The sequence below is a fragment of the Streptomyces longisporoflavus genome (assembly GCF_014649775.1).
GTDB classification, from domain to species: Bacteria; Actinomycetota; Actinomycetes; order Streptomycetales; family Streptomycetaceae; genus Streptomyces; species Streptomyces longisporoflavus.
Genome location: NZ_BMTR01000022.1, coordinates 99507 through 119274 on the forward strand (window position 1 = coordinate 99507; position 19768 = coordinate 119274).

Annotated in this window: 18 protein-coding genes; 16 read left to right on the plus strand and 2 right to left on the minus strand. The window is 69.6% G+C overall.

The window, feature by feature from the left end:
• Nucleotides 1–130: 130 nt before the first annotated feature.
• Nucleotides 131–1441 (minus strand): amino acid deaminase, encoded by a 1311-nt coding sequence (locus tag IE226_RS33835; RefSeq protein ID WP_190085265.1) that lies wholly within the window; start codon nucleotides 1439–1441, stop codon nucleotides 131–133.
• Between the two features lie 191 nt (nucleotides 1442–1632).
• Between IE226_RS33835 and IE226_RS33840 the strand changes: the two genes are divergently transcribed.
• The 4 genes from IE226_RS33840 (at nucleotide 1633) to IE226_RS33855 (ending at nucleotide 5472) form a co-directional block, all read left to right on the plus strand.
• Entirely contained in the window at nucleotides 1633–2670 is a 1038-nt protein-coding gene (locus IE226_RS33840; protein WP_229871695.1) for a sugar kinase, read from the plus strand.
• A complete protein-coding gene (locus IE226_RS33845; RefSeq protein WP_190085267.1) occupies nucleotides 2667–3425 on the plus strand; it encodes an IclR family transcriptional regulator in 759 nt (252 codons plus the stop codon). Before IE226_RS33840 ends, IE226_RS33845 begins: the two co-directional genes overlap by 4 nt.
• Nucleotides 3426–3432: 7 nt before the next feature.
• A complete protein-coding gene (locus tag IE226_RS33850; protein ID WP_190085268.1) occupies nucleotides 3433–3846 on the plus strand; it encodes a RidA family protein in 414 nt (137 codons plus the stop codon).
• Between the two features lie 141 nt (nucleotides 3847–3987).
• The gene (locus IE226_RS33855) at nucleotides 3988–5472 is read left to right on the plus strand and encodes a GntP family permease (RefSeq protein WP_190085269.1); all 1485 of its coding nucleotides are present in this window, start codon (nucleotides 3988–3990) and stop codon (nucleotides 5470–5472) included.
• A gap of 63 nt (nucleotides 5473–5535) precedes the next feature.
• Here IE226_RS33855 and IE226_RS33860 read toward each other — a convergent pair whose 3' ends face one another.
• The gene (locus tag IE226_RS33860; protein ID WP_190085270.1) at nucleotides 5536–6876 is read right to left on the minus strand and encodes a M14 family metallopeptidase; all 1341 of its coding nucleotides are present in this window, start codon (nucleotides 6874–6876) and stop codon (nucleotides 5536–5538) included.
• Nucleotides 6877–7079: 203 nt separating this feature from the next.
• On the opposite strand from IE226_RS33860, the gene IE226_RS33865 reads away from it, so the two are divergent.
• The 12 genes from IE226_RS33865 (at nucleotide 7080) to IE226_RS33920 (ending at nucleotide 18572) form a co-directional block, all read left to right on the plus strand.
• Nucleotides 7080–8411 (plus strand): Nramp family divalent metal transporter, encoded by a 1332-nt coding sequence (locus tag IE226_RS33865; protein WP_190085271.1) that lies wholly within the window; start codon nucleotides 7080–7082, stop codon nucleotides 8409–8411.
• A 265-nt stretch (nucleotides 8412–8676) separates the two neighbouring features.
• On the plus strand, nucleotides 8677–9594 hold the full coding sequence (locus IE226_RS33870; protein ID WP_190085272.1) for a hypothetical protein: 918 nt from the start codon (nucleotides 8677–8679) through the stop codon (nucleotides 9592–9594).
• Nucleotides 9595–9689: 95 nt separating this feature from the next.
• A complete protein-coding gene (gene cpaB / locus IE226_RS33875; protein WP_190085273.1) occupies nucleotides 9690–10403 on the plus strand; it encodes a Flp pilus assembly protein CpaB in 714 nt (237 codons plus the stop codon).
• A 116-nt stretch (nucleotides 10404–10519) separates the two neighbouring features.
• Entirely contained in the window at nucleotides 10520–12133 is a 1614-nt protein-coding gene (locus IE226_RS33880; protein WP_190085274.1) for a CpaE/TadZ family protein, read from the plus strand.
• Between the two features lie 167 nt (nucleotides 12134–12300).
• Nucleotides 12301–12630, plus strand: coding sequence for a TadE/TadG family type IV pilus assembly protein (locus IE226_RS33885; RefSeq protein WP_190085275.1), 330 nt, complete (start codon nucleotides 12301–12303; stop codon nucleotides 12628–12630).
• A 10-nt stretch (nucleotides 12631–12640) separates the two neighbouring features.
• Nucleotides 12641–13999, plus strand: a complete 1359-nt coding sequence (locus IE226_RS33890; RefSeq protein WP_190085276.1) for a TadA family conjugal transfer-associated ATPase — start codon at nucleotides 12641–12643, stop codon at nucleotides 13997–13999.
• 106 nt (nucleotides 14000–14105) lie between these two features.
• Nucleotides 14106–15053 carry a type II secretion system F family protein gene (locus IE226_RS33895; protein ID WP_190085277.1) on the plus strand — a complete coding sequence of 316 codons (948 nt, stop codon included), beginning with the start codon at nucleotides 14106–14108 and terminating at the stop codon, nucleotides 15051–15053.
• Nucleotides 15054–15083: 30 nt separating this feature from the next.
• On the plus strand, nucleotides 15084–15974 hold the full coding sequence (locus tag IE226_RS33900) for a DUF5936 domain-containing protein (RefSeq protein ID WP_190085278.1): 891 nt from the start codon (nucleotides 15084–15086) through the stop codon (nucleotides 15972–15974).
• A 359-nt stretch (nucleotides 15975–16333) separates the two neighbouring features.
• On the plus strand, nucleotides 16334–16663 hold the full coding sequence (locus tag IE226_RS33905; protein WP_229871696.1) for a hypothetical protein: 330 nt from the start codon (nucleotides 16334–16336) through the stop codon (nucleotides 16661–16663).
• Between the two features lie 53 nt (nucleotides 16664–16716).
• Nucleotides 16717–17265: a pilus assembly protein TadG-related protein gene (locus IE226_RS33910; protein WP_229871693.1), complete on the plus strand. Its 549-nt coding sequence runs from the start codon at nucleotides 16717–16719 to the stop codon at nucleotides 17263–17265.
• Between the two features lie 32 nt (nucleotides 17266–17297).
• Nucleotides 17298–17903, plus strand: a complete 606-nt coding sequence (locus tag IE226_RS33915; RefSeq protein WP_190085279.1) for a hypothetical protein — start codon at nucleotides 17298–17300, stop codon at nucleotides 17901–17903.
• Nucleotides 17904–17906: 3 nt separating this feature from the next.
• Nucleotides 17907–18572 (plus strand): OmpA family protein, encoded by a 666-nt coding sequence (locus IE226_RS33920; protein ID WP_190085280.1) that lies wholly within the window; start codon nucleotides 17907–17909, stop codon nucleotides 18570–18572.
• Nucleotides 18573–19768: the final 1196 nt, after the last annotated feature.

Below are 19768 nucleotides of genomic sequence, written 5' to 3' on the forward strand. Positions count from 1 at the left end.
GGCGGTGCCCCCGCCCCTGCCCCCGCCCGGGTGATGCGGGGTAATCGGGTGGGTGGGTGGGAGACATCCGCCGCGGAGCGGCGGTTCTGTTCTGCCCCCGCAGAGACCCCACCCGCCCAAGACCCAGGGGTCAGAAAAAAGTACGGATGTAGTCCGTGACCGTTCCGTCCGCCTCGACCAGAGGAATCAACTGCCACTTGTCGAAGGACGTACAGGGGTGGGAAAGACCGAGGCCCACCCAATCGCCCACGGCGAGATCCCCCTCCGGCGTCGTACGAACCCACGCGTGCTGATCGGAGAGGCCCGTCACCGTGACGCCCGTCGCGGCCCGCTCGACGCCGCCGCGCCGGACAACCTGCGCCTCGGGCAGATCGATGTCGTACGCGGCGTCCCGCTTGCCCGCGTTCGTGAACGCCTGCTCCGGCGTCGGCCGGGAAACCACCTGCGTCCAGAGCCGGAACGCGGGATGCAGCGCGCCCTCGTCCGGGACCCGGTTGAACGGCGTCAGGTGGCGGTAGTGACCGTCGTCGTGCGAGACGTACGCCCCGGAGCGGAGCAGCTTGAGTACCGGAAGGGAGAGTTCGGGGAGCTCCGCGAAGACGTTCGCCACCGCGTCGAACCACGCGCTGCCGCCCGCGCTGACGACGACCTCGTCCAGATCCGCGAACCGGTTCGCCTTGTCGAACTCCACCAGGAGGGTGGTCAGCCGGCGCAGCCACGCCTCCACCCGCTCGGACGTCGCGTCCGGCACCTCGCCCTCGTACCCGGCGACGCCCACGAGCCGCAGGGTGTCCGCAGCCGCGACCGCGTTGGCGATCTCCACGCACTCGGCCTCGGTCCGCACCCCGGTGCGCGCGCCGTCGCCCGCGCCGAGCTCCACCACGACGTCGACGGGACGCGTCGCGCCCGCCGCGCGCAGAGCGGCGTCCATCAGGGCGACACCGGCCTCGGAGTCGACGTAGCAGATGAAGCGGAAGGAGGGATCCGCGTCCAGCTCGGCCGCGATCCAGCGCAGCGCCGCCGCGTCCACCAGCTCGTTGGCGAGGAAGATTCGCTCCACCCCGAAGGCCCGCGCCACCCGCACCTGATGCGGCACGGCGAGCGTGATGCCCCACGCGCCGTGCTCCATCTGACGCGCGAAGAGCTGCGGCGCCATGGACGTCTTGCCGTGCGGGGCGAAGGCGAGGCCGTGCCGCTCGGAGTACGACTCCATCAGCGCGAGGTTGTGTTCGAGGCGCTCGGCGGAGAGCGCGAGGACGGGGGTGGTGAAACCGTCCGTGAAGAGGTTCCGGCGCTGGGCCGCGAGCTCGCCGACCGTCAGGCCCTCCGCGTCCGGCGGGAGCCCCTTGAAGCGGTGGTCGACCCGCTCCTGCGCGAGCCGGTCGAGCTCCTGTGCCTGACGTGCTGCGGCGGAGCGGTCGGCTGCGTTGCCGGCGGCCATGGCGCCTCCTCGAAAAGGTGCGTTGCATTATGTGCAACGGTCATTGCGTATGTCGCTTACTGCTGTCTAACATCCGAGCCAACGCCGGGTCAACGGATCCGGGCAGTCGTTTGAGGGGCAGGAAGATCGTGACCGCAGAGGCCGCGCAGGCCGCGCAAGCACCGGTGGACGTCGTCGCGCTCGGCGAGTCCATGGTCACGTTCCTGCCCTCCCGCGCCGGCCGCCTCGCCGACGTACCCTCCTTCGATCGCGGAATCGGCGGCGCCGAGTCGAACGTCGCCTGCGCGCTCGCCGCGGCGGGCCACCGCGCCCGCTGGGTCAGCCGCGTCGGCGCCGACGGCTTCGGGGACCACCTCGTCGAGGCGATCGCCCGCTACGGCGTGGACACGAGCGCCGTGGGCCGCGACCCGCACCGCCCCACCGGCATCTACTTCCGCACCGCCGACGACCGCGACACCGACGCCCACGAGGTGCTCTACTACCGCGCGGGATCGGCCGCCTCCGCGATGGCGCCCCACAGCGTGGACCGCGAGGCCCTCGACGCCGGCCGTATCCTGCACCTCTCCGGCATCACCGCCGCACTGTCCGCGGAGTGCCTCGCTCTCCTGCGCGAACTGACCGCTCCCCGCGCCGGGCGCCCGCTGGTGTCCTTCGACGTCAACTACCGCCCCGGCCTGTGGAGCGGCGACGCGAGCGCGGCGGGCGAAGGTTCCCGCGTCCTGCTCGACCTGGCCCGCGGCGCCGACCTCGTCTTCGTCGGCGAGGACGAGGCCGCCGACGCCTGGGGCGTCACCGGCGGCCCCGACGCCATCCGCGCCGCGCTCCCCGAGCCCGCGACCCTGGTCGTCAAGCAGGGCAGCGCGGGCGCCACCGTCTACACCGAGGGCGAGAGCAGCGTCTTCCGGGCCGCGCTCAAGGTGGACGTCGTCGCCCCCGTCGGCGCCGGTGACGCCTTCGCCGCCGGGTTCCTCTCCGCCACCCTGCGCGGACTCCCCGCCGACCGGCGCCTCCGTCACGGACACCTGATGGCCGCCGCCGCGCTCACCGTCCCCGGCGACCTCGCCACACCCCCCGCGAGGGGTGACGCCGACCGACTCGCCGCCCTGGACACCGAAGCCTGGGGCACACTTCGTCTCGGCCCCGGCTGGACCGACGCCGTCCCCGGGAACGGCGCCCCCACGAACGACGTCCCCGTGAACACCGAGGCCAAGGAGGAGGCACGTCCATGAGTCAGACCGTCGACCGAGCCCTGTCCATCCTGCCGCTGCTCGCCGAAGGCCCCGCAGACCTCGGCCGGGTCGCCGAGCGCCTCGACGTGCACAAGTCCACCGCCCTGCGGCTCCTGCGCACGCTCCACGAACACGGCCTGGTCTACCGCCAGTCGGACCAGCGCTACCGCCTCGGCGCCCGCCTCTTCGCGCTCGCCCAGGAAGCCGTCGAGAACCTTGACGTACGCGAGATCGCCCACCCCCACCTCCTCGCCCTCAACGAGAAGTGCGGCCACACGGTCCACCTCGCGGTCTACGAGGAGCAGGAAGTCCTCTACATCGACAAGGTCGAGAGCCGCTACCCGGTGCGGATGTACTCGCGCATCGGGAAGCCGGTGGCGATCACGGTCGCCGCCGTCGCCAAACTGCTCCTGTCCGACCTTCCCGAGGCCGAGCGCCGCGCCGTCGCGGAGAAGCTCGACTACCCCACGTACACGTCCCGTTCGACGCCCAACGCCGCCGCGTTCCTCAAGGAACTGGCGACGGTGCGCGAACAGGGCTGGGCCACCGACCTCGGTGGCCACGAGGAGTCCATCAACTGCATCGGGGCCCCCATCCGCGGTGCGGACGGCCGCGTCGTCGCCGCCATGTCGGTCTCCGCGCCGAATGTCGTCGTCACCGCCGAGGAACTCCTCACACTGCTCCCGCAGGTGCGCCGCACGGCGGACGCCATCAGCCGGGAGTACTCCGGCAAGTCACCCCTGAAGGAAGCCTGAGCACGTCATGACCACCGAGAAGACGGCCCTCACCCCGGCCACGCACACCACCCCGCCCGCGAAGTTCTCCCACGGCGTCAAGAAGGGCAACATCCTCCAGGTCGCGGGTCAGGTCGGCTTCCTGCCCGCCGAGGAGGGCAAGGCCCCCACCCCCGCGGGCCCGACCCTGCGCGAGCAGACGCTCCAGACGTTCGCCAACGTCAAGGCGATCCTCGAAGAGGGCGGCGCGACCTGGGACGACGTGATGATGATGCGCGTCTACCTCACGGACGTCGACCACTTCGCCGAGATGAACGAGATCTACAACGCGTACTTCGAGGAGCAGGGCCTGAAGGCCCCCGCCTCGGCCCGCACCACGGTGTACGTGGGCCTGCCCAAGGGCCTGCTCATCGAGATCGACGCTCTCGCCGTCCTGGGCTGAGACCGACCGCGCGCTCGGCGCGCCTGCACCAAAACCCCCCGCAAACCGAAGTCTTCACGGCGCGGCGCCCAACTCCCCCCTTCGGGCGCCGCGCCGTGATCCCCCCTGCCCCGAAAGCTCCATGCACTTACGAGGTCAAAGATGTCCCCGTCCCCCTTCAACGCGCTCGCGGCCGCCGCCGAGGAGCCAGTCCACACCGGCGGAATACTCGCCCTGATCGACGGCACCGCCGGTCTCCTGACCGTCGCCGCCCTCGGCATCGTGCTTCTCCTCTTCCTGATCATCAAGGTCAGGCTGCAGCCCTTCGTGGCGCTGCTCGCGGTCTCCATAGTCGTCGGCCTCTCGGCCGGTCTCTCCGTCACCGAACTCTTCGGCACGGTCCAGAAGTCCGACGCGGTCTCCGTCATCGAGTCCGGCATGGGCGGCATCCTCGGCCATGTCGCGATCATCATCGGCCTCGGCACGATGCTCGGTGCGATCCTCGAAGTGTCGGGCGGCGCAGAAGTGCTTGCCTCCCGGCTCCTCGGTCTCTTCGGCGAGAAGCGCGCGCCACTCGCGATGGGCCTGACGGGCCTCATCTTCGGTATCCCGGTCTTCTTCGACGTCGGCATCTTCGTCCTCGCGCCGATCGTGTACGCCGCCGCCAAGCGCAGCGGCAAGTCGATCCTCCTCTACTGCCTGCCCCTGCTCGCGGGCCTCTCGATGACCCACGCGTTCCTGCCGCCGCACCCCGGCCCGGTGGCCGCGGCCGGCCTGCTCCACGTGGACCTCGGCTGGGTCATCCTGATGGGCCTGGTCTGCGGCATCCCGGCCGTCATCGCCGCCTGGGTCTACTCCGCCTGGGTCGGCAAGCGCATCTTCGTGCCCGTCCCGCAGGACATGGTCGAGGCCGCCGAGGAAGCCCGGTCGGCGGTCGTCGCCGAGCAGCGTGCGGCGGGCGTGGAGCCCGGCGAGAAGCCGGTCCCGCTCGGCATCGTCTTCACGATCATCGGAACGCCCCTGTTCCTGATCCTCCTGGCCACGTTCTCCTCGATCGCCTTCGACCCCTCGACCGCGCGCAGCGTCATCGAGTTCTTCGGCAGCCCCTTCGTCGCCCTGACGATCGCCCTGCTGATGGCGTACTACCTGCTGGGCATCCGGCGCGGCTGGTCCCGCAAGTCCCTGGAGACGGTCTCGACCTCCTCCCTGAAGCCGGTCGGCAACATCCTCCTGGTGGTCGGCGCGGGCGGCATCTTCGGCGCGGTCCTCAAGGCGAGCGGCGTGGCCGGCGCCCTCTCCGACACCTTCCAGGACGTGGGCCTGCCGATCATCGTCCTCGCGTACCTCCTCTCCCTGGTCCTGCGCGTGGCCCAGGGCTCGGCGACGGTCGCGATCGTGACGACGGCGGGCATCGTCGCTCCCCTCCTCGCGGAGGGCGACTACTCCCAGGCCTTCATCGCCCTGGTCATCATGGCGATCTCGGCGGGCTCGATCTTCGCCTCGCACGTGAACGACGGCGGCTTCTGGATGGTCGCGAAGTACTTCGGCATCTCGGAGCGGGACACGCTGAAGACGTGGACGGTCCTGGAGTCGGTGCTGTCCGTCGCCGGGTTCGCGGTGGCGGCCGTGGTGAGCCTCTTCGTGTAGCGGGACGTACGTCCATGGGGGCGCCCGGCGGATCGCCGGGCGCCCCCTGTTCGTCGTACGGGATCAACCGGCGCAGTACTGCTGCTCCTTGCCGATCGAGCGGTACATGCAGTCCGAGTTCTCCAGGAGTTGCAGGACCGCGTCGCGGTTGCGGCTCGTCTCGCGCTCGATGACCTCGTCGGGCGGGTAGAAGCCGCCGCCGCCCGCGGACGACGGGTACATCTCGAAGGTGTAGCTGAAGATCTTCTGGTTGCCCCAGAGCCAGTCGTTGATCGACCCGTCCGTGATGTAGAGGTCGCTGGACTGCTGGGGCGTGTAGCCGTTGCTCGCGGCCATCTTCCGGCCGATCGTGGCGTGCGCGTCGCGGTCGTCCTGGGTCAGGCCGGGGCCCGTGTCGCTGTACGTGTAGCCGTACGGCCACAGGACCAGTTCGCTGTACGTGTGGAAGTCGACGGAGGCCTTGATCTGCTGCTTGCCGCCGACGATGCGGCTGCGCACGAAGTTGGCGACGACCTGCGTCTCGGGGGCCGACTCGGCGCGCGGGCCGCGGTAGGTCTCGGAGCCCGTGGAGCCGGACGAGCCGCCGCAGCAGCCCCACCGGTAGGCCCAGTTGCGGTTGAGGTCGGTGCCGACGTTCGACGAACCGCTGTTGGGCTGACGGTTCTTGCGCCAGCTGCGGTAGGAGCCGGTCGCGATGTCGTACTCGCCGCCGTCCGGGTTCAGGTCCGGCACGATCCAGATCTCGCGCTCGTCGACCATCTTCTTGATCCGGGCGTCCGTGCCGTAGTCGTCGCCCAGTTCGCGCAGGAGGTAGAGCGCCATCTCGACGGTGAGGTGTTCGCGTGCGTGCTGGTGGTGGGTGAAGAGGACTTCCGGCTCCGCCTCGTCCGTACCCACGTTGTCGCTGATCTTGATGGCGATGATGTCCCGACCCGAGTAGGACTTGCCGATGACCCGCTTGCTCATCAGGGTCGGGTGGGCCGCGATGCGCTGGTTGATCTCCGCGTTCATCTCGGCGTAGTTGTGGTACCTCGCGTCGGCGGGCGGGAAGTCCTTGGCCTCCACGGGCTCCCCGTTCGTACGCTTCGGGGGTCCGGCCAGGGCCTTGAGTTCGTAGCCCGCGTCCCGGAGCCCGGCCGCCTCGCGGCCGTCGGCCGAGACGACCACCGCGCGGGCGTCGACCTCGTCGATGGCGACGCCGGTGCGGGCGAGCGCGGTGCGGGCGGCGGGGTCGTCGCCGAGGGGGATCTCGTACTGGCGCGTTTCGTTGTCGGTGGCCGCCGTGCCGCGAGCGGCGGGGGCGGCGGTGTCCGGTGCTGCGTTGGCGGTGATGGGCGCCGCCACGGCGAGGGCGAGAAGTACCGCGAGGGCGGCGGATCTTCTGCCGCGTATGCGGAGTCGCATGAAGTCTCCTGGGGGTGGGGGGGTGGTTCAGTGCGACGCGGGCGGTGCGGGTTCCTGGTGCGGGTCGCACAGCGCGCGGTGCGGGTCGCGCTTTGCGGCGTGCGGGTTGCGCGGCCCCATCGTGGGCGCGTGGCATGCTCCGGTCAACGCTGTCTTCGGCCAACCCCTTGTGCCGTGGGCCGCCATGCGGTTTCTTGATCGGCATGGCTGAAACGACAGGCAGCGGCGCTGCCACGGGAGATGCGGCTTCCCAGCCCCGCAAGTCCAGCTGGAAATACATCGGACCCGGCATCGTCGTCGCCGCCACCGGCGTCGGCGCGGGCGACCTCGTGGCCACGCTCATCGCGGGCAGCAACTTCGGCTACACCCTGCTCTGGGCCGCCGTCATCGGCTGCGTCGTGAAGATCTCGCTGGCCGAGGCGGCGGGGCGCTGGCACCTGGCGACCGGACGCACCCTCTTCGACGGCTGGGCGAGCCTCGGCCGCTGGACGACGTGGTTCTTCGTCGTCTACGTGGTGATCTGGGGTTACGTCTACGGCGCCGCCGCCATGTCGTCCTCCGGGCTGCCGCTCCAGGCGCTGTTCCCGGACGTCATGGACCTCAAATGGTGGGGCATGCTCACCGGCGTCGTCGGGCTCGTGTTCGTCTGGTTCAACAAGTACGCCGTCTTCGAGAAGGTCATGACGGTGCTGGTCGGCATCATGTTCGTCGTCACCGTCTATCTCGCCATCCGCGTCACCCCGCACCTCGGCGACGCCTTCGCGGGCCTGCTGCCGGTCCTGCCCGACGAGAAGGACTCCGTCCTCAACACGCTCGGCCTGATCGGCGGCGTCGGCGGCACGATCACCCTCGCGGCGTACGGCTACTGGGTCAACGCGAAGGGCTGGACGAACGCCGGGTGGATGAAGGTGATGCGGCTCGACAACCGCGTCGCCTACATCACCACCGGTGTGTTCGTCGTCTCCATGCTCTTCGTCGGCGCCGAGCTCCTGCACTCCGCCAACGTCGCCATCGCCAGCGGCGACAAGGGCCTGGTCCAGCTCTCCGACATCCTGGAGAAGGAGTACGGGAGCGCCACCGCCAAAATGTTCCTGATCGGCTTCTTCGCCACCTCGTTCACCTCGCTGATCGGCGTCTGGCACGGCGTGAGCCTGATGTTCGCCGACTTCGTGGAGCGCTACCGCAAGCAGCGGGCGGGCGCCGACAGCAAGACCCTCACCGGCGAGGAGGTGGCGTCCGGTGCGCGCGAGAAGTCGGTTCCCTTCCGCGCGTACCTGCTGTGGATGACGTTCCCGCCGATGATCCTGCTCTTCCAGGGGCAGCCGTTCCGCCTCATCATCATCTACGGCGTGCTCGGCGCGGCCTTCATGCCGTTCCTCGCGCTCACCCTGGTCTGGCTGCTCAACTCGTCGCGCACCCCGCGCGAGTGGCGCAACGGCATGCTCAGCAACGGCATGCTGACGGTCGCGGGCCTGCTCTTCCTGGTCCTGTGCGTCAAGCAGATCACCGACCAGGACTGGAGCAGCTTCTTCTAGCGGGTTCGCCGTGCAGCCGCAGCGCCGCCGGGGGAGCGGCGGCGCTGCGGAGCTCTCGCTTGGGGGGGGTGCAACCCGGGCCAGTGGTCGTACAAGCTGGTCCAGACCAATTGGGTTGTCAAGACCTCTGACATCACGCGGACCCCGGCAGTCCGGCCAACCTCTGTGTGAACAGTGGGAAGTTGGGTGTTGAGGTGGCGCTGACCTGGATATGGTGCTGAGGCAGAAGTGCAGGGAGACCGGGGGAAGACCGGGGGGTGTACGCATGCCGACCGCCATAGCCGTCACAGGCCCTGACCTGGTGCTGCCGTCGCCCGACCGGCACACACCGTCCGCGGCCGTCCTCCAGAGCGCCGTCCGGTCACCACGGACGTACTCCCTTGACCAGGCGCTGACCGAGATGCACACGCTCATCGAGCACCACGGCTATGTGATCGTCCTCTGTTCCGCGTCGGCGCCGCCCGCCGTCGTGCAGCGCATGCACGCGATCCGCTCCGTCCTGGAGAGCGACCGCATCGCGATCCTCCGCCCGGACCTGCCGCCGCTGGGTCTCGCGGTCCTCGCGCTCCAACTCCGCCAGCTGTCGATCTGCGACTTCAGCCCCGGAGTGCTCGCGTCGGCGGCCCGTCTCCTCTCCCACTACATCTACGCGGGCGCGCTGCTCGGCTCGGTGGCCAAACTCGACCGGGTCCCGGTCACCCTGCAATCGCACGCCAAGTCGTGGGTGCCGGGAGCCCAGTTCGCCGTACTCGCCACTCCGCGACCCGAGTTGGTCAAGATCTCGGGGGACGCGACGCTCCCCGGACCCGGCTTCGGCACGAAGATGCTGTACGCCACCGGGCAGCTGGCCCCGGCCTGGGTCACCGAGACGCTGGCTCCCGCCTGGCGGACCCAGGGCGTCTCGGAGGCGCGGCTTCCCGGGGACTCCGCGCGCTGGTGGGCGACGGGCAAGCTGGTCGAGTTCGCCGCGGCGATCCCCGACATCTCCGTGCTCTACCAACTGGTGGCCTCCGTCCGGCGGGACGGCTGCCACTGGTGCGGCCTGGAACTCATCGGCGACCGCTGCGGGTTCTGCGCGGCGACGCTCGCGTCGCCTTCGGAACGGGCGGCGCCGGCTCCCGCCGCTGCGTCTGCTTCCGCTTCCGCCGCTCCCGTACGAGCGCTGCCACGAGGCGCGACGTAAAGCCCGGCCCCTTGACGTGCACGAACCCGAACTGAACGCGCACCACGCCGATCACTGTCCGTAGCCATCCGCACCCGATCGAGGTAGTCCGGTTCATGAACTCACGCCAGCGCCGCGGCGTCATCCTGCTGGTCCTGTCGGTCCTGGCCGCGTTCGGCGCGTTCGCGGGTGTCCTCTCGGTGATCCGGGACGTGAACTCGAAGGTGGGGCCCGAGGTGGCCGCGTACAAGCTCAAGGGGGACATAGCCCCCTACAAGGAGCTCAGCGCGGATCAGTTCGAGAAGGTCGAGATGCCGGAGCGGTGGCTCTCCGACAACGCCGTCACCGACCTCCGCCAGGTGCGCGGCAAGATCGCGGTGACGGAGCTGCGGAAGGGCTCGCTGCTCCAGACGGACATGATCGTCAACCGTCCCTCGCTCGACCCTGGTCAGCAGGAGATCGCCATCATGATCGACGCGGCCACGGGCGTCGCGGGCAAGATCACGCCGGGCTCGACGGTGAACATCTACGCCACCTTCAAGGCCGAGACCGACAACGCCAAGGACCAGTCGAAGGTCATCGTCGAGTCCGCGAAGGTCATCGACGTGGGCAAGCTGACGGCCCTCGACCCGGACCAGGACGACCGCAGCAGCCGTCGTACGGCGACGGAGGCGGTGCCGATCACCTTCGCCCTGGACACGGCGGACGCGCAGCGCGTGGCGTACGCGGAATCCTTCGCCACGCACGTACGCCTCGCCCTGGTCGGCCAGGGCGAGGAGAGCAGCATCCCGCGGGGCGACCGGACGTACACACTCGACGAGGACAAGTAGGGGGCCGCGCGTATGAGGCGACGCATGTCTGAACCTCGGCGGGTGCTGCCGGGACAGCGGGCGGGTGTACGGGAAAGGCCGGTGCACCGGCGTCCCCGGCCGGGAGGCGACCCCGTATGACGACCCGCATCCTTCCCGCCATCGGGGACATGGAGGCAGCCCGGGCACTCTCGACCCTGGTCGGGCAGTTGCCGGACGCCGAGCCCGCTCTCCCCGTCGCCGATTCCACCGCGCTGCTCGACACCCTGGCGCGGCTCGCGGCCGAGTCCCTGGACGAGTTGCCCGAAGTCGTCCTCATCCACGAGCGCATCGGCCCCGTACCCGCCCTCGACCTGATCCGCGACCTCGTCCTGCGTTTCCCCGCGGTCGGCGTCGTCCTCATCACCGCCGACACCAGCCCCGGCCTCCTGACCGCCGCGATGGACTCCGGTGCGCGCGGCATCGTCGGCTTCCCGCTCGCCTTCGAGGCGCTGGCCGAGCGAGTGCACGCGGCGGCGGCCTGGTCGGCCGGGATGCGCAGGCATCTGGGCAGCGCGGGCGTGGAGCTGTACGCCGGTCCGGGGGAGAGCCCCGGCGGCGGGCACGTCGTGGCGGTGAGCGGAGCCAAGGGAGGCGTGGGGACGACCCTCGCCACCGTTCAACTCGCCCTCGCGGCCCGCGCGTCGGGCCGCAGCGTCGCCCTCCTCGACCTCGACCTGCAGTCAGGAGACGTCTCCTCCTACCTCGACGTGCAGTTCCGCCGCTCGATAGCCGACCTCGCGGCCATCACCGACATCACCCCCCGCGTCCTCCAGGACGCCGTCTACACCCACGAGACCGGCATCGGCCTCCTTCTCGCCCCCGGCGAGGGCGAGCGGGGCGAGGAGATCACCGACAGGGTGGCCCGCCAGACGCTCGGCGCCCTGCGCAGCCGCTACGACGTCGTGCTCGTCGACTGCGGTACGTACGTCACCGGGGCGAGCGCGGCCGCCATCGAACTCGCCGACCAGGCCATCCTCCTCGTCACCCCGGACGTCGTCTCCGTACGCGCGGCCAAGCGCATGGTGCGCCTGTGGGACCGCCTCCAGATCCGCAAGGCGGAGGAGACCCTCACGGTCGTCAACCGCCACGGCAAGGGCGCGGACATCCAGCCCTCCCTGGTGGAACGGGTGACGGGGACGAAGGTGGCCCGCACCGCCATCCCCGCGAACTTCAAGGAGTTGCAGGGCGCGGTCGACGCGGGCCGCATGCAGGACCTGGACAGCAAGTCCTCGGTCAAGCAGGCACTGTGGGCGCTGGCGGGCGAGCTCGGCCTGGTGGACGCTCAGGCGTCCGGCGGCGGCAAGCGGAGCGCGCTGACCCTCCGGAAACGGTCGGCCGGGAGCGACCGCGGCGCCGTCACCCTGGAGTTCGCCGGCATGTTCCCGCTCCTGCTCGCCGTGGTGGGCCTCCTGTGGCAGTGCGCGCTGTACGGCTACACGTTCTCCCTCGCGGGAAACGCGGCGGACGAGGCAGCGAGGGCCGCGACAGCCGCGTACGCGGTGGGCGAGGGCGGCGAGGCGGCGTGCACGGCCGCCGCGAAGGAGCATCTGCCCTCGGCGTGGCAGGGCGCGACGGTGTCCTGCACGGACGACGGCTCGGTGTGGAAGGCCCACGTGGACGCGGACGTCCCGCTGTTCTTCCCCGGCATCGACACGGGGTGGAGCGTGAGCGGGGAGGCGGGGGCGGCGAAGGAGGGTGAGGACGGGTGAGGGGTTGCCGCCGGTTCGCGCGCGCCGTGGATCACCGGCTCGGCGGAGTCCGACTCGTGCGCACCGCCGATCACCGGCTCCGCCGTGTCCGTCCGCAGACGCGGGACGGGCTGAACGGCCCCCGGAGACCGAGGGGGAAACGCCGCTGTGACGACCGCGGCGTATCCATGCTGGAGTTCGCCGGCTTTCTGCCCGTCCTTCTCCTCGTCGGCCTCGCCGCCATCCAGCTCGGCCTGGTCGGCTACGCCGTCAACCAGGCCGGATCCGGCGCCCGCGCCGCGGCCCGCGTCGCCTCGCAGGGCGAGGGCGGCGAAGCCGCGGGCATGGCCGCGATGGACGGCAGCCTCGACGCGCAGGTCGCCATCAGCGGCGGCGGCGCCACGACCACGGCTGACGTCACCGTCCAGGTCCCCACGCTCCTGCCCTTCGTGGACGCGGGATGGTCCGTCACGAAGTCGGCCACGATGCCCAACGACGAAGACGAAGAGGGGAGCTGAGAGAGCCGAGATGAGCCTCCGCGACCGCGTGGCGACCGCGCACGACCACGGCAAGGACAGCGGCCCGAGCCGCGACGACAGCCTCGTCGCCGTCTACCGCTCCAAGCTGCTCGAAGAGATCGACCTCGCCGAGATGTCGTCCCTCACCACGGCCGACCGCCGGGTCCGCCTGGAACGCGTCATGGGCCACATCATCAGCCGCGAGGGCCCCGTACTCTCCACCTCGGAACGCTCCCAGCTCATCCGCCGCGTCGTGGACGAGGCCCTGGGACTCGGCGTACTCGAACCGCTCCTCGCCGACGCGTCCATCACGGAGATCATGGTCAACGGCCCCGACTCGATCTTCGTCGAGCGCGCCGGACGCGTCGAGCAGCTCCCCCTCCGGTTCGCGTCGAACGACCAGCTCATGCAGACCATCGAGCGCATCGTCTCCACGGTCAACCGCCGCGTGGACGAGTCGAACCCGATGGTCGACGCCCGGCTGCCCACCGGCGAGCGCGTGAACGTGATCATCCCGCCGCTCGCCCTCACCGGCGCGACGCTCACCATCCGCCGCTTCCCCCGCGCCTACACCCTGCACGAGCTGATCGGCCTCGGCTCGCTCGACGAGCACATGCTGCTCCTGCTCTCCGCCTTCGTACGGGCCCGCTTCAACATCATCGTCAGCGGCGGCACGGGCTCCGGCAAGACGACCCTCCTGAACGCCCTCTCCGGCCTCCTCCCGGCCCACGAACGCATCATCACCATCGAGGACTCGGCGGAACTGCAACTCCAGCAGGACCACGTGATCCGCCTCGAATCGCGCCCCGCGAACGTCGAGGGCAAAGGCCAGATCACCATCCGCGACCTGGTCCGCAACAGCCTCCGTATGCGCCCCGACCGCATCATCGTCGGCGAGGTCCGGGGCGGCGAGACGCTCGACATGCTCCAGGCGATGTCGACGGGCCACGACGGCTCCCTCGCCACGGTCCACGCGAACACGGCCGAGGACGCCCTCATGCGCCTGCAGACCCTGGGCTCCATGTCGGAGGTCCAGATCCCCTTCGAGGCGCTGAAGGACCAGATCAACTCGGCGGTGGACGTGGTCGTCCAGCTGGCCAGGCTCGCGGACGGCTCCCGCAAGGTCGCCGAGATCGTCCTGCTCGTGTCGCACGGCCGCGAACAGTTCCGCATCGCCCCGGTGACGCGCTTCGTGCCGCACCAGCCGGGCGGCGGCGGCCTCGACCGCCGCGTGCACGGCTACTTCGAGCACCTGCCGCTCCCGCGCTCCGTCGCCGAGCGTCTCTACGTCGCGGGTGAGCCGGTGCCGCCCGGTTTCGGAGTGGCGCAGGCCATCGACGTACTGAACACGAGAGAGGCGATCGGATGAGGGCGGGGGCGAGTGTGAGCGCGAGTACGAGTGTGAGCGCGAGGGCGAGCACGAGCCCGAGCACGGGTACGGGTACGGATACAGGTACGGGAGAGGCCACCGCCTGATGGAGAACCAAGCCGCCCTGCTGGCTCTCGGCGCCACGATCCTGACCGGCACGCTCGCCGTGGCGGGCGTCCACGCGTACGCCTCGGGGCGGGCCCAGCGCCAGGCGCTGGTCGACCGTCTGTCGATCGGCCCCGGCGGCACGAGCGACGCAGGTGCTCGTGGCCGCCGTTTCTCGGCCGTCGACCGCCGCCTGCGCCGCACTCGCCTCGGCCGCGCCATCCACCTCCGCCTCTCGGCGACGGGCCTGGACCTCACGGCCGGCGAGTTCTTCGTCTACGTCGTGGCGGTCGTCGCCGCTCTGTGGCTGATGGCGGCGGCCACCCTGGCTCCGTTCTTCGGCCCGATCGCGGGCGTGGTGGCGATCTGGAGCGCGGTGGTCTTCCTCAACTGGCAACGCCAGAAGCGCATCGAGGCCTTCATCAACCAACTCCCGGACGTGGCCCGCATCCTGGCGAACGCCACAGCGGCGGGACTGGCCCTGCGCACGTCACTGGCGATGGCGGCGGAGGAGCTGGAGGCACCGGCGGGCGAGGAACTGTCGATGGTGGCGGACCAGTTGGCGCTGGGCCGCTCGATCGACGACACGCTGGGCGAGCTGGCCGAACGCCTCCCGTCCCGCGAGTTGATAGTGCTCGTGACCACCCTGGTCCTCTCCAACAAGGCGGGCGGCTCGGTGGTGAACTCACTCCGGAACCTCACCCAGACCCTGGAGGACCGCAAAGAGACCCGCAGGGAGGTCCGCACGATGCTCTCGGAGGTCCACGCGACGGCGTTCACGGTCCCGCTGCTGGGCCTGGGCTCGCTGCTCCTGATCAATTCCTCCAATGAGGGCGCACTGGCGAGGGTGACGGGTTCGCCGATGGGCCAGACGCTGATCCTGATCGCGCTGGGACTTTACGGGGTGGGGTTCTTCGTGATCAGACGCCTGGGAAAGATCGAAGTCTGAGGACCGGACGCACAGCGGAGGGGAGTTGAAATGCTGGCACTGGGCCTGGCGGTGGTGATGGGACTCGCCGTGGCGGGCGTCTGCCAAGGCGTGCGCATGTACCGCGCGGAGGCGAAACTCCCCTCGGACCTCGCGATCGCCCTGGAGGTGGGCGCCACCCGCGTCTCGACGGCGGGCTCGGCGGTGGACCGCCTCGGCATGCGCTTCGCACCGCTGGTCCTGCGCCTGATGGGCCCGAAACGGGTGGACGCCAAGCGCCGCAGGATCGACATGGCGGGCAACCCGGGCGGCCTGACGATCGACCGTTACGCGGCGCGCAGGGCGGTCTACGGCATCTTCGGCTTCGTGATGGGCCTGGTCTTCCTCACGAACGGCTCCCCGCTCTTCGGCCTCCTCACCTTCGGCTTCGGCGTGACGGCGGCGGACGGGCTCATTTGGCAGGCGGTACGGGAACGCCGCGAGGTCATCGACCGCACCCTGCCGGACTTCCTGGACGTACTGGCGGTGGTGGTGTCGGCGGGCCTCGGCTTCCGCCAGGCGCTTGACCGGGTGGCGGAACGCTACGAGGGCCCGTGGGCGGACGAACTGCGCATCACACTGCGCCAGATGGACATGGGCGTCAGCCGCCGCCAGGCCTTCGACGAACTGCGCCGCAGAAACGCCTCCGAGCAGGTCTCCCAGTTCGTCTCGGCGCTCCAACAGGGCGAGGAGTTGGGCTCCCCCATCGCGGACACGCTCATCCAACTGGCGACGGACATGCGCCGCACGGACGCCCAGAACTCCCGCCGCAGGGCGGCCAAAACGATCCCGAAGGCCACGATGGTGACCCTGGTCTTCATGCTTCCGGCCACGATGATTCTGATCGCGGCGGGAATGTTCCTCGGATCGGGATCCGATTTCGGCTCGATCCTGGGGAAGTGAGGGCTGCCGTGAAAGCTTCTGTGATCGCCGCGTCGGCCCTCCCCGCGGGAGCCGTTATCAAGCCACTCGACGAAACCTCTTCGCGGCTGCAACCCAATGTGGGACAGTCGCTCGGGGACTGGGAGAGCCGCAACACCTTCGGAGCCGACCCAGGCAAGGCCTACGTCCCCCAAGTGACCTTTGCAAAAGGCGCGCTAATGAGGCTCAGGGGAGGGGAAGTCGTGAAACACAGCGAACCACCGACAGCCCGGTCAAGAACCTCCGCCGCACGCTTCCGAGGTGCGTGATGACCACGCGGCCGGGGAAGGGAACTCGCCAACTTGCGCGTCACGAACGGCACTGGTTGCGGAGAGTGGCTGATGGGTCACATGATCTCGCGTACGTTGCCTATGACGACAGCGGCGTCGAAATTGATCGCGCCGGCGGTGTGTTTCGCGGCGCGTGTATCGGGTGGGAGAGAAGGGGCCGTCGTGCTGAAAGATCGCGCACTCAGAGTCTGGGTCAACTGGACCGTCACCGTGACTTCCCGGGTTCGGGGGAGGGAGCGGGATGCGGGGGCGGGGTTTGTGGAGTATGCGGGGTTGATGATTTTGATCGCGGGGATCTTTACGTTGATCGACGGCCTTGGGTTGGATGGGCAGATTTCCGGGGCAATTGGCGACGCGGTGGCCGACGTCATCGGTGGCTGAAGACGGTCAAGTGGCGCAGTGACAGAGGGCAGACTCTCCCCATCTACATCTGGGTGACGGGGATTCTGCTCTTCGTCGCGTTCGCCTTCTTCGCGTTTGCCCAGGCTGCCTCTGCTCGTAACGGCGCCCAATCGGCTGCCGACGCTGCGGCATTGGCAGCCGCGCAGGCCTCACGGGACGAGTTGATCGAAGGCCTCGGCCTGTCGATCGGCGAGGGAGACGAGTGGCTCAACTGGCTTCAAGGCGACAACTTCACCGGAGCCGGGGCGCAAGCCGCAGCGGATGCACTCGCTGCGGACAACGACTCCACCGCGACGATCAGCCCGGCCGAAGTGAATGGGTACCCAGGCTATCGGGCAAAGGTCGAAACCAACTACACCGTCGGTGATTCGATCATTCCGGGGACTGAGTCCCAGCACGCGACTGCTGAGGCCACGGCGATCATTAAACCCCGCTGCGACGTCGTTGCATCGGTCGATCCCGAGAAAGCTGTGGAGTTCGACTGTGATGGCGGCCAATCCTTCGAGATTGATCCCGAAGAATTTGATCTAGACGATCTTCCAGATGCATCTGTTCTCTTCGCTGTGCATCTGGCCGACTGACAAGCGAACGACGAGAGAAGGAAACCGCCGCGATGAGCATACGGCGCACTACGAAGACCCGCAGGGCAATGACCGCTGTGGCGATCACGACTGGGCTGGTCCTCACGGTCGCTGGCTGTGGGGGCGGCGGAGACGGGGATGACAAGTCCGACTCCGGTAAGAATTCCTCCTCTCCATCAAAGCCGAATGATCGCGGCGACGACGACGAGTCGAAGAGCTCGCAGCCTCCGGCCACGGACAAGACGCTTGCTGAGTCCAAGCAGGGAGATCTTTCTCTTGTCGTAACCTCTGCGGTTCGCGATCAAGGTGGCTTCGTCACGGTATCCGGCAGGGTGACGAATAGCGGATCACGACTGTGGGTTGCCGCTGACTGGCGCGGTGATGAACGTGAGCTGGCCAAGAACGCTTCCTCTGTTGCTGGCGCGAGCCTGGTGGACAAAGCCGGCAGGAAGAAGTACCTCGTCCTCAGGGACACGAGCGGACGTTGCCTCTGCACGCGCTTTGTCGGAGGGGTCAAGTCAGGGGATACAGCGGATTGGTACGCACAGTTCCCGGCCCCACCTGAAGGTTCCTCCAAGGTGGAGTTCCAGGTTGGGAACATGCCCCCCGCCCCCATCGAAATCTCCGAGGGCGAGTGACCCATGGGCCACTCACGATCACGCACACGGAGTCTCGCCACGGCAACGGCGACCCTCACAGCCCTGGTCCTCCTGTCCGGCACCTCCGCCTACGCGGATGACGAAGACCCCAGCACACCCCCCGGCAGCACGACCACCACCCCGCCCCAGGAGGTCGACTCCAACAGTCCCGGCCTGAAGCTGGCCGATGGAGCGACCCTGGCCCCGGCGAAGGTCCTGGACATCAAGTCAGTGGTCGAGGACATGGGAGGCGAGGAGCGTCGCGAGGACACCAACACGGACGTCAAGTTCGCCCTCCAAGCCGAAGTCCTCTTCCCCAAGGACAGCAACAAGCTGAACCCCGAGGCGAACTCCCGTATCAAGGCGATCGCCGAGGAGGCCAAAGCCCAGAAGGCGACGAACGTCCGCGTCTTCGGCTTCACGGACGACCTCGGCTCGTACAGCCACGGCAAGAAGCTGTCGCGCGAACGCGCCGAGGCCGTGCACGACAAGATGGCCAGCTACCTGGGCCCGGAGGTCACGTACTCCGTACGCGGCTACAGCGAGGACTACCCGATCGCGGACAACAGCTCAGAGCAGGGACGCAAAAAGAACCGCCGAGTCGAGGTGTCCTTCCCGAGGGGTTCCGGAGCCGATACGGGAACGACCCCCTCCGTAAGCCAGGACTGACCGCGTGAACGTGGGTGGTAGCGGGTGCTGTGCTGGTCCTGCGTTGGTGTTGGTTGCCGGTGCCGTCCGGTTCTCTGGAGTTTGGCGGTTACGGGCCGGGCGTAAAGGGCGCTCCGCTGCGCTGCGCGTCGGCTGCGCCGATTGCGCTGCGCTCCACCCTTGACTCCCGTCCCTCCACCGCGCGAGGGAAGACGACCGGACGGCCCGGGAGCGGGACTCTCGACCAGGCGCCGTGGTATCGACTGTGTCCCTGCCGGGTGCGGACTAGTTCGTCGGGGCCGACCGGCAGAGGGTCAGGTGCGCGGCTGCTCCGGGAATCGCTGCCGCTCTCGTCAAGCGGGTGCGGACTGGTTCGTCGGGGGTGGCCGCCGTCAGCGGGTGAGGGGCCGCGCGGCTGCTCCGGGGAGGGGTGCGGGTCGCGTCGAGCGGCTGGCGACCGGATCTTCGGAGGCGGGAGCCAGGGGGCAGTGTCGGCGGGGCCATGCGATCGGCGTCTGGGGCAGCCCGGCGGGTGCCAGTCGGCCGGTTGCGGAGGGGATTGCAGGAAAGTCCCACGCCACGCCGGGCGGAGGGCGAATACGGCGGGACTTTTCTGCATTCCGATGTGGGGCCGGGGGGGTGGGGCACCAACTTTGGCAAAGTTGCGTTCCGAGAGAAGAGGGGCGCACGGCACGCGCGATGCGCCCCCCCCAGGGATGAGATGCCGGGCCCTCCAGCAGGCGCCTGTCCGGCAAGCGAACGGTCTGTCGCCACCGGGGGGCGCCCGTGGCGCTGGAGGGGCGGCAACCCCGCGAGAGTCGGGCCCCGGCACCCAGAACGGCAGCCACCAGCAGAGAGCGACGGCTCGGTGCCCGGACGGCAGCCACCAGACAGCGGCGGGTCGCGCCAGCCGATGCCCGGGGCGGCAGCCACCAGCCGAAAGCGGCTCGCGCCACCTGGGGCCAGGGGCGGCAGCCGCCAGTCGAGAGCGAGACGCGCCAGCCGGTGCCGGGCGGCGGCAGCCGAGAGCGAGCCGCCCCAGCCGATGTCCAGGGTGGCAGCCGCCAACTGAGAGCGGGGCGCCCCAGCCGATGCCTGGGGTGGCAGCCGCCAGCGGAGAGCGGCTCGTGCCACCTGGGGCCAGGGCCGGCAGCCGCCAGTCGAGAGCGAGACGCGCCAGCCGGTGCCGGGCGGCGGCCGCGAGGTGAGAGCGGGTC

What these genes read in the sequence shown, in the direction of transcription:
- IE226_RS33850 (WP_190085268.1), top strand. Translation starts at nt 3,433, where the DNA reads ATGACCACCGAGAAGACGGCCCTCACCCCGGCCACGCACACCACCCCG.
- IE226_RS33860 (WP_190085270.1), bottom strand. Translation starts at nt 6,876, where the DNA reads ATGCGACTCCGCATACGCGGCAGAAGATCCGCCGCCCTCGCGGTACTT.
- IE226_RS33920 (WP_190085280.1), top strand. Translation starts at nt 17,907, where the DNA reads ATGGGCCACTCACGATCACGCACACGGAGTCTCGCCACGGCAACGGCG.
- IE226_RS33840 (WP_229871695.1), top strand. Translation starts at nt 1,633, where the DNA reads ATGGTCACGTTCCTGCCCTCCCGCGCCGGCCGCCTCGCCGACGTACCC.
- IE226_RS33880 (WP_190085274.1), top strand. Translation starts at nt 10,520, where the DNA reads ATGACGACCCGCATCCTTCCCGCCATCGGGGACATGGAGGCAGCCCGG.
- IE226_RS33835 (WP_190085265.1), bottom strand. Translation starts at nt 1,441, where the DNA reads ATGGCCGCCGGCAACGCAGCCGACCGCTCCGCCGCAGCACGTCAGGCA.
- IE226_RS33895 (WP_190085277.1), top strand. Translation starts at nt 14,106, where the DNA reads ATGGAGAACCAAGCCGCCCTGCTGGCTCTCGGCGCCACGATCCTGACC.
- IE226_RS33905 (WP_229871696.1), top strand. Translation starts at nt 16,334, where the DNA reads ATGGGTCACATGATCTCGCGTACGTTGCCTATGACGACAGCGGCGTCG.
- IE226_RS33915 (WP_190085279.1), top strand. Translation starts at nt 17,298, where the DNA reads ATGAGCATACGGCGCACTACGAAGACCCGCAGGGCAATGACCGCTGTG.
- IE226_RS33885 (WP_190085275.1), top strand. Translation starts at nt 12,301, where the DNA reads ATGCTGGAGTTCGCCGGCTTTCTGCCCGTCCTTCTCCTCGTCGGCCTC.
- IE226_RS33865 (WP_190085271.1), top strand. Translation starts at nt 7,080, where the DNA reads ATGGCTGAAACGACAGGCAGCGGCGCTGCCACGGGAGATGCGGCTTCC.
- IE226_RS33890 (WP_190085276.1), top strand. Translation starts at nt 12,641, where the DNA reads ATGAGCCTCCGCGACCGCGTGGCGACCGCGCACGACCACGGCAAGGAC.
- IE226_RS33845 (WP_190085267.1), top strand. Translation starts at nt 2,667, where the DNA reads ATGAGTCAGACCGTCGACCGAGCCCTGTCCATCCTGCCGCTGCTCGCC.
- IE226_RS33900 (WP_190085278.1), top strand. Translation starts at nt 15,084, where the DNA reads ATGCTGGCACTGGGCCTGGCGGTGGTGATGGGACTCGCCGTGGCGGGC.
- cpaB (WP_190085273.1), top strand. Translation starts at nt 9,690, where the DNA reads ATGAACTCACGCCAGCGCCGCGGCGTCATCCTGCTGGTCCTGTCGGTC.
- IE226_RS33870 (WP_190085272.1), top strand. Translation starts at nt 8,677, where the DNA reads ATGCCGACCGCCATAGCCGTCACAGGCCCTGACCTGGTGCTGCCGTCG.
- IE226_RS33855 (WP_190085269.1), top strand. Translation starts at nt 3,988, where the DNA reads ATGTCCCCGTCCCCCTTCAACGCGCTCGCGGCCGCCGCCGAGGAGCCA.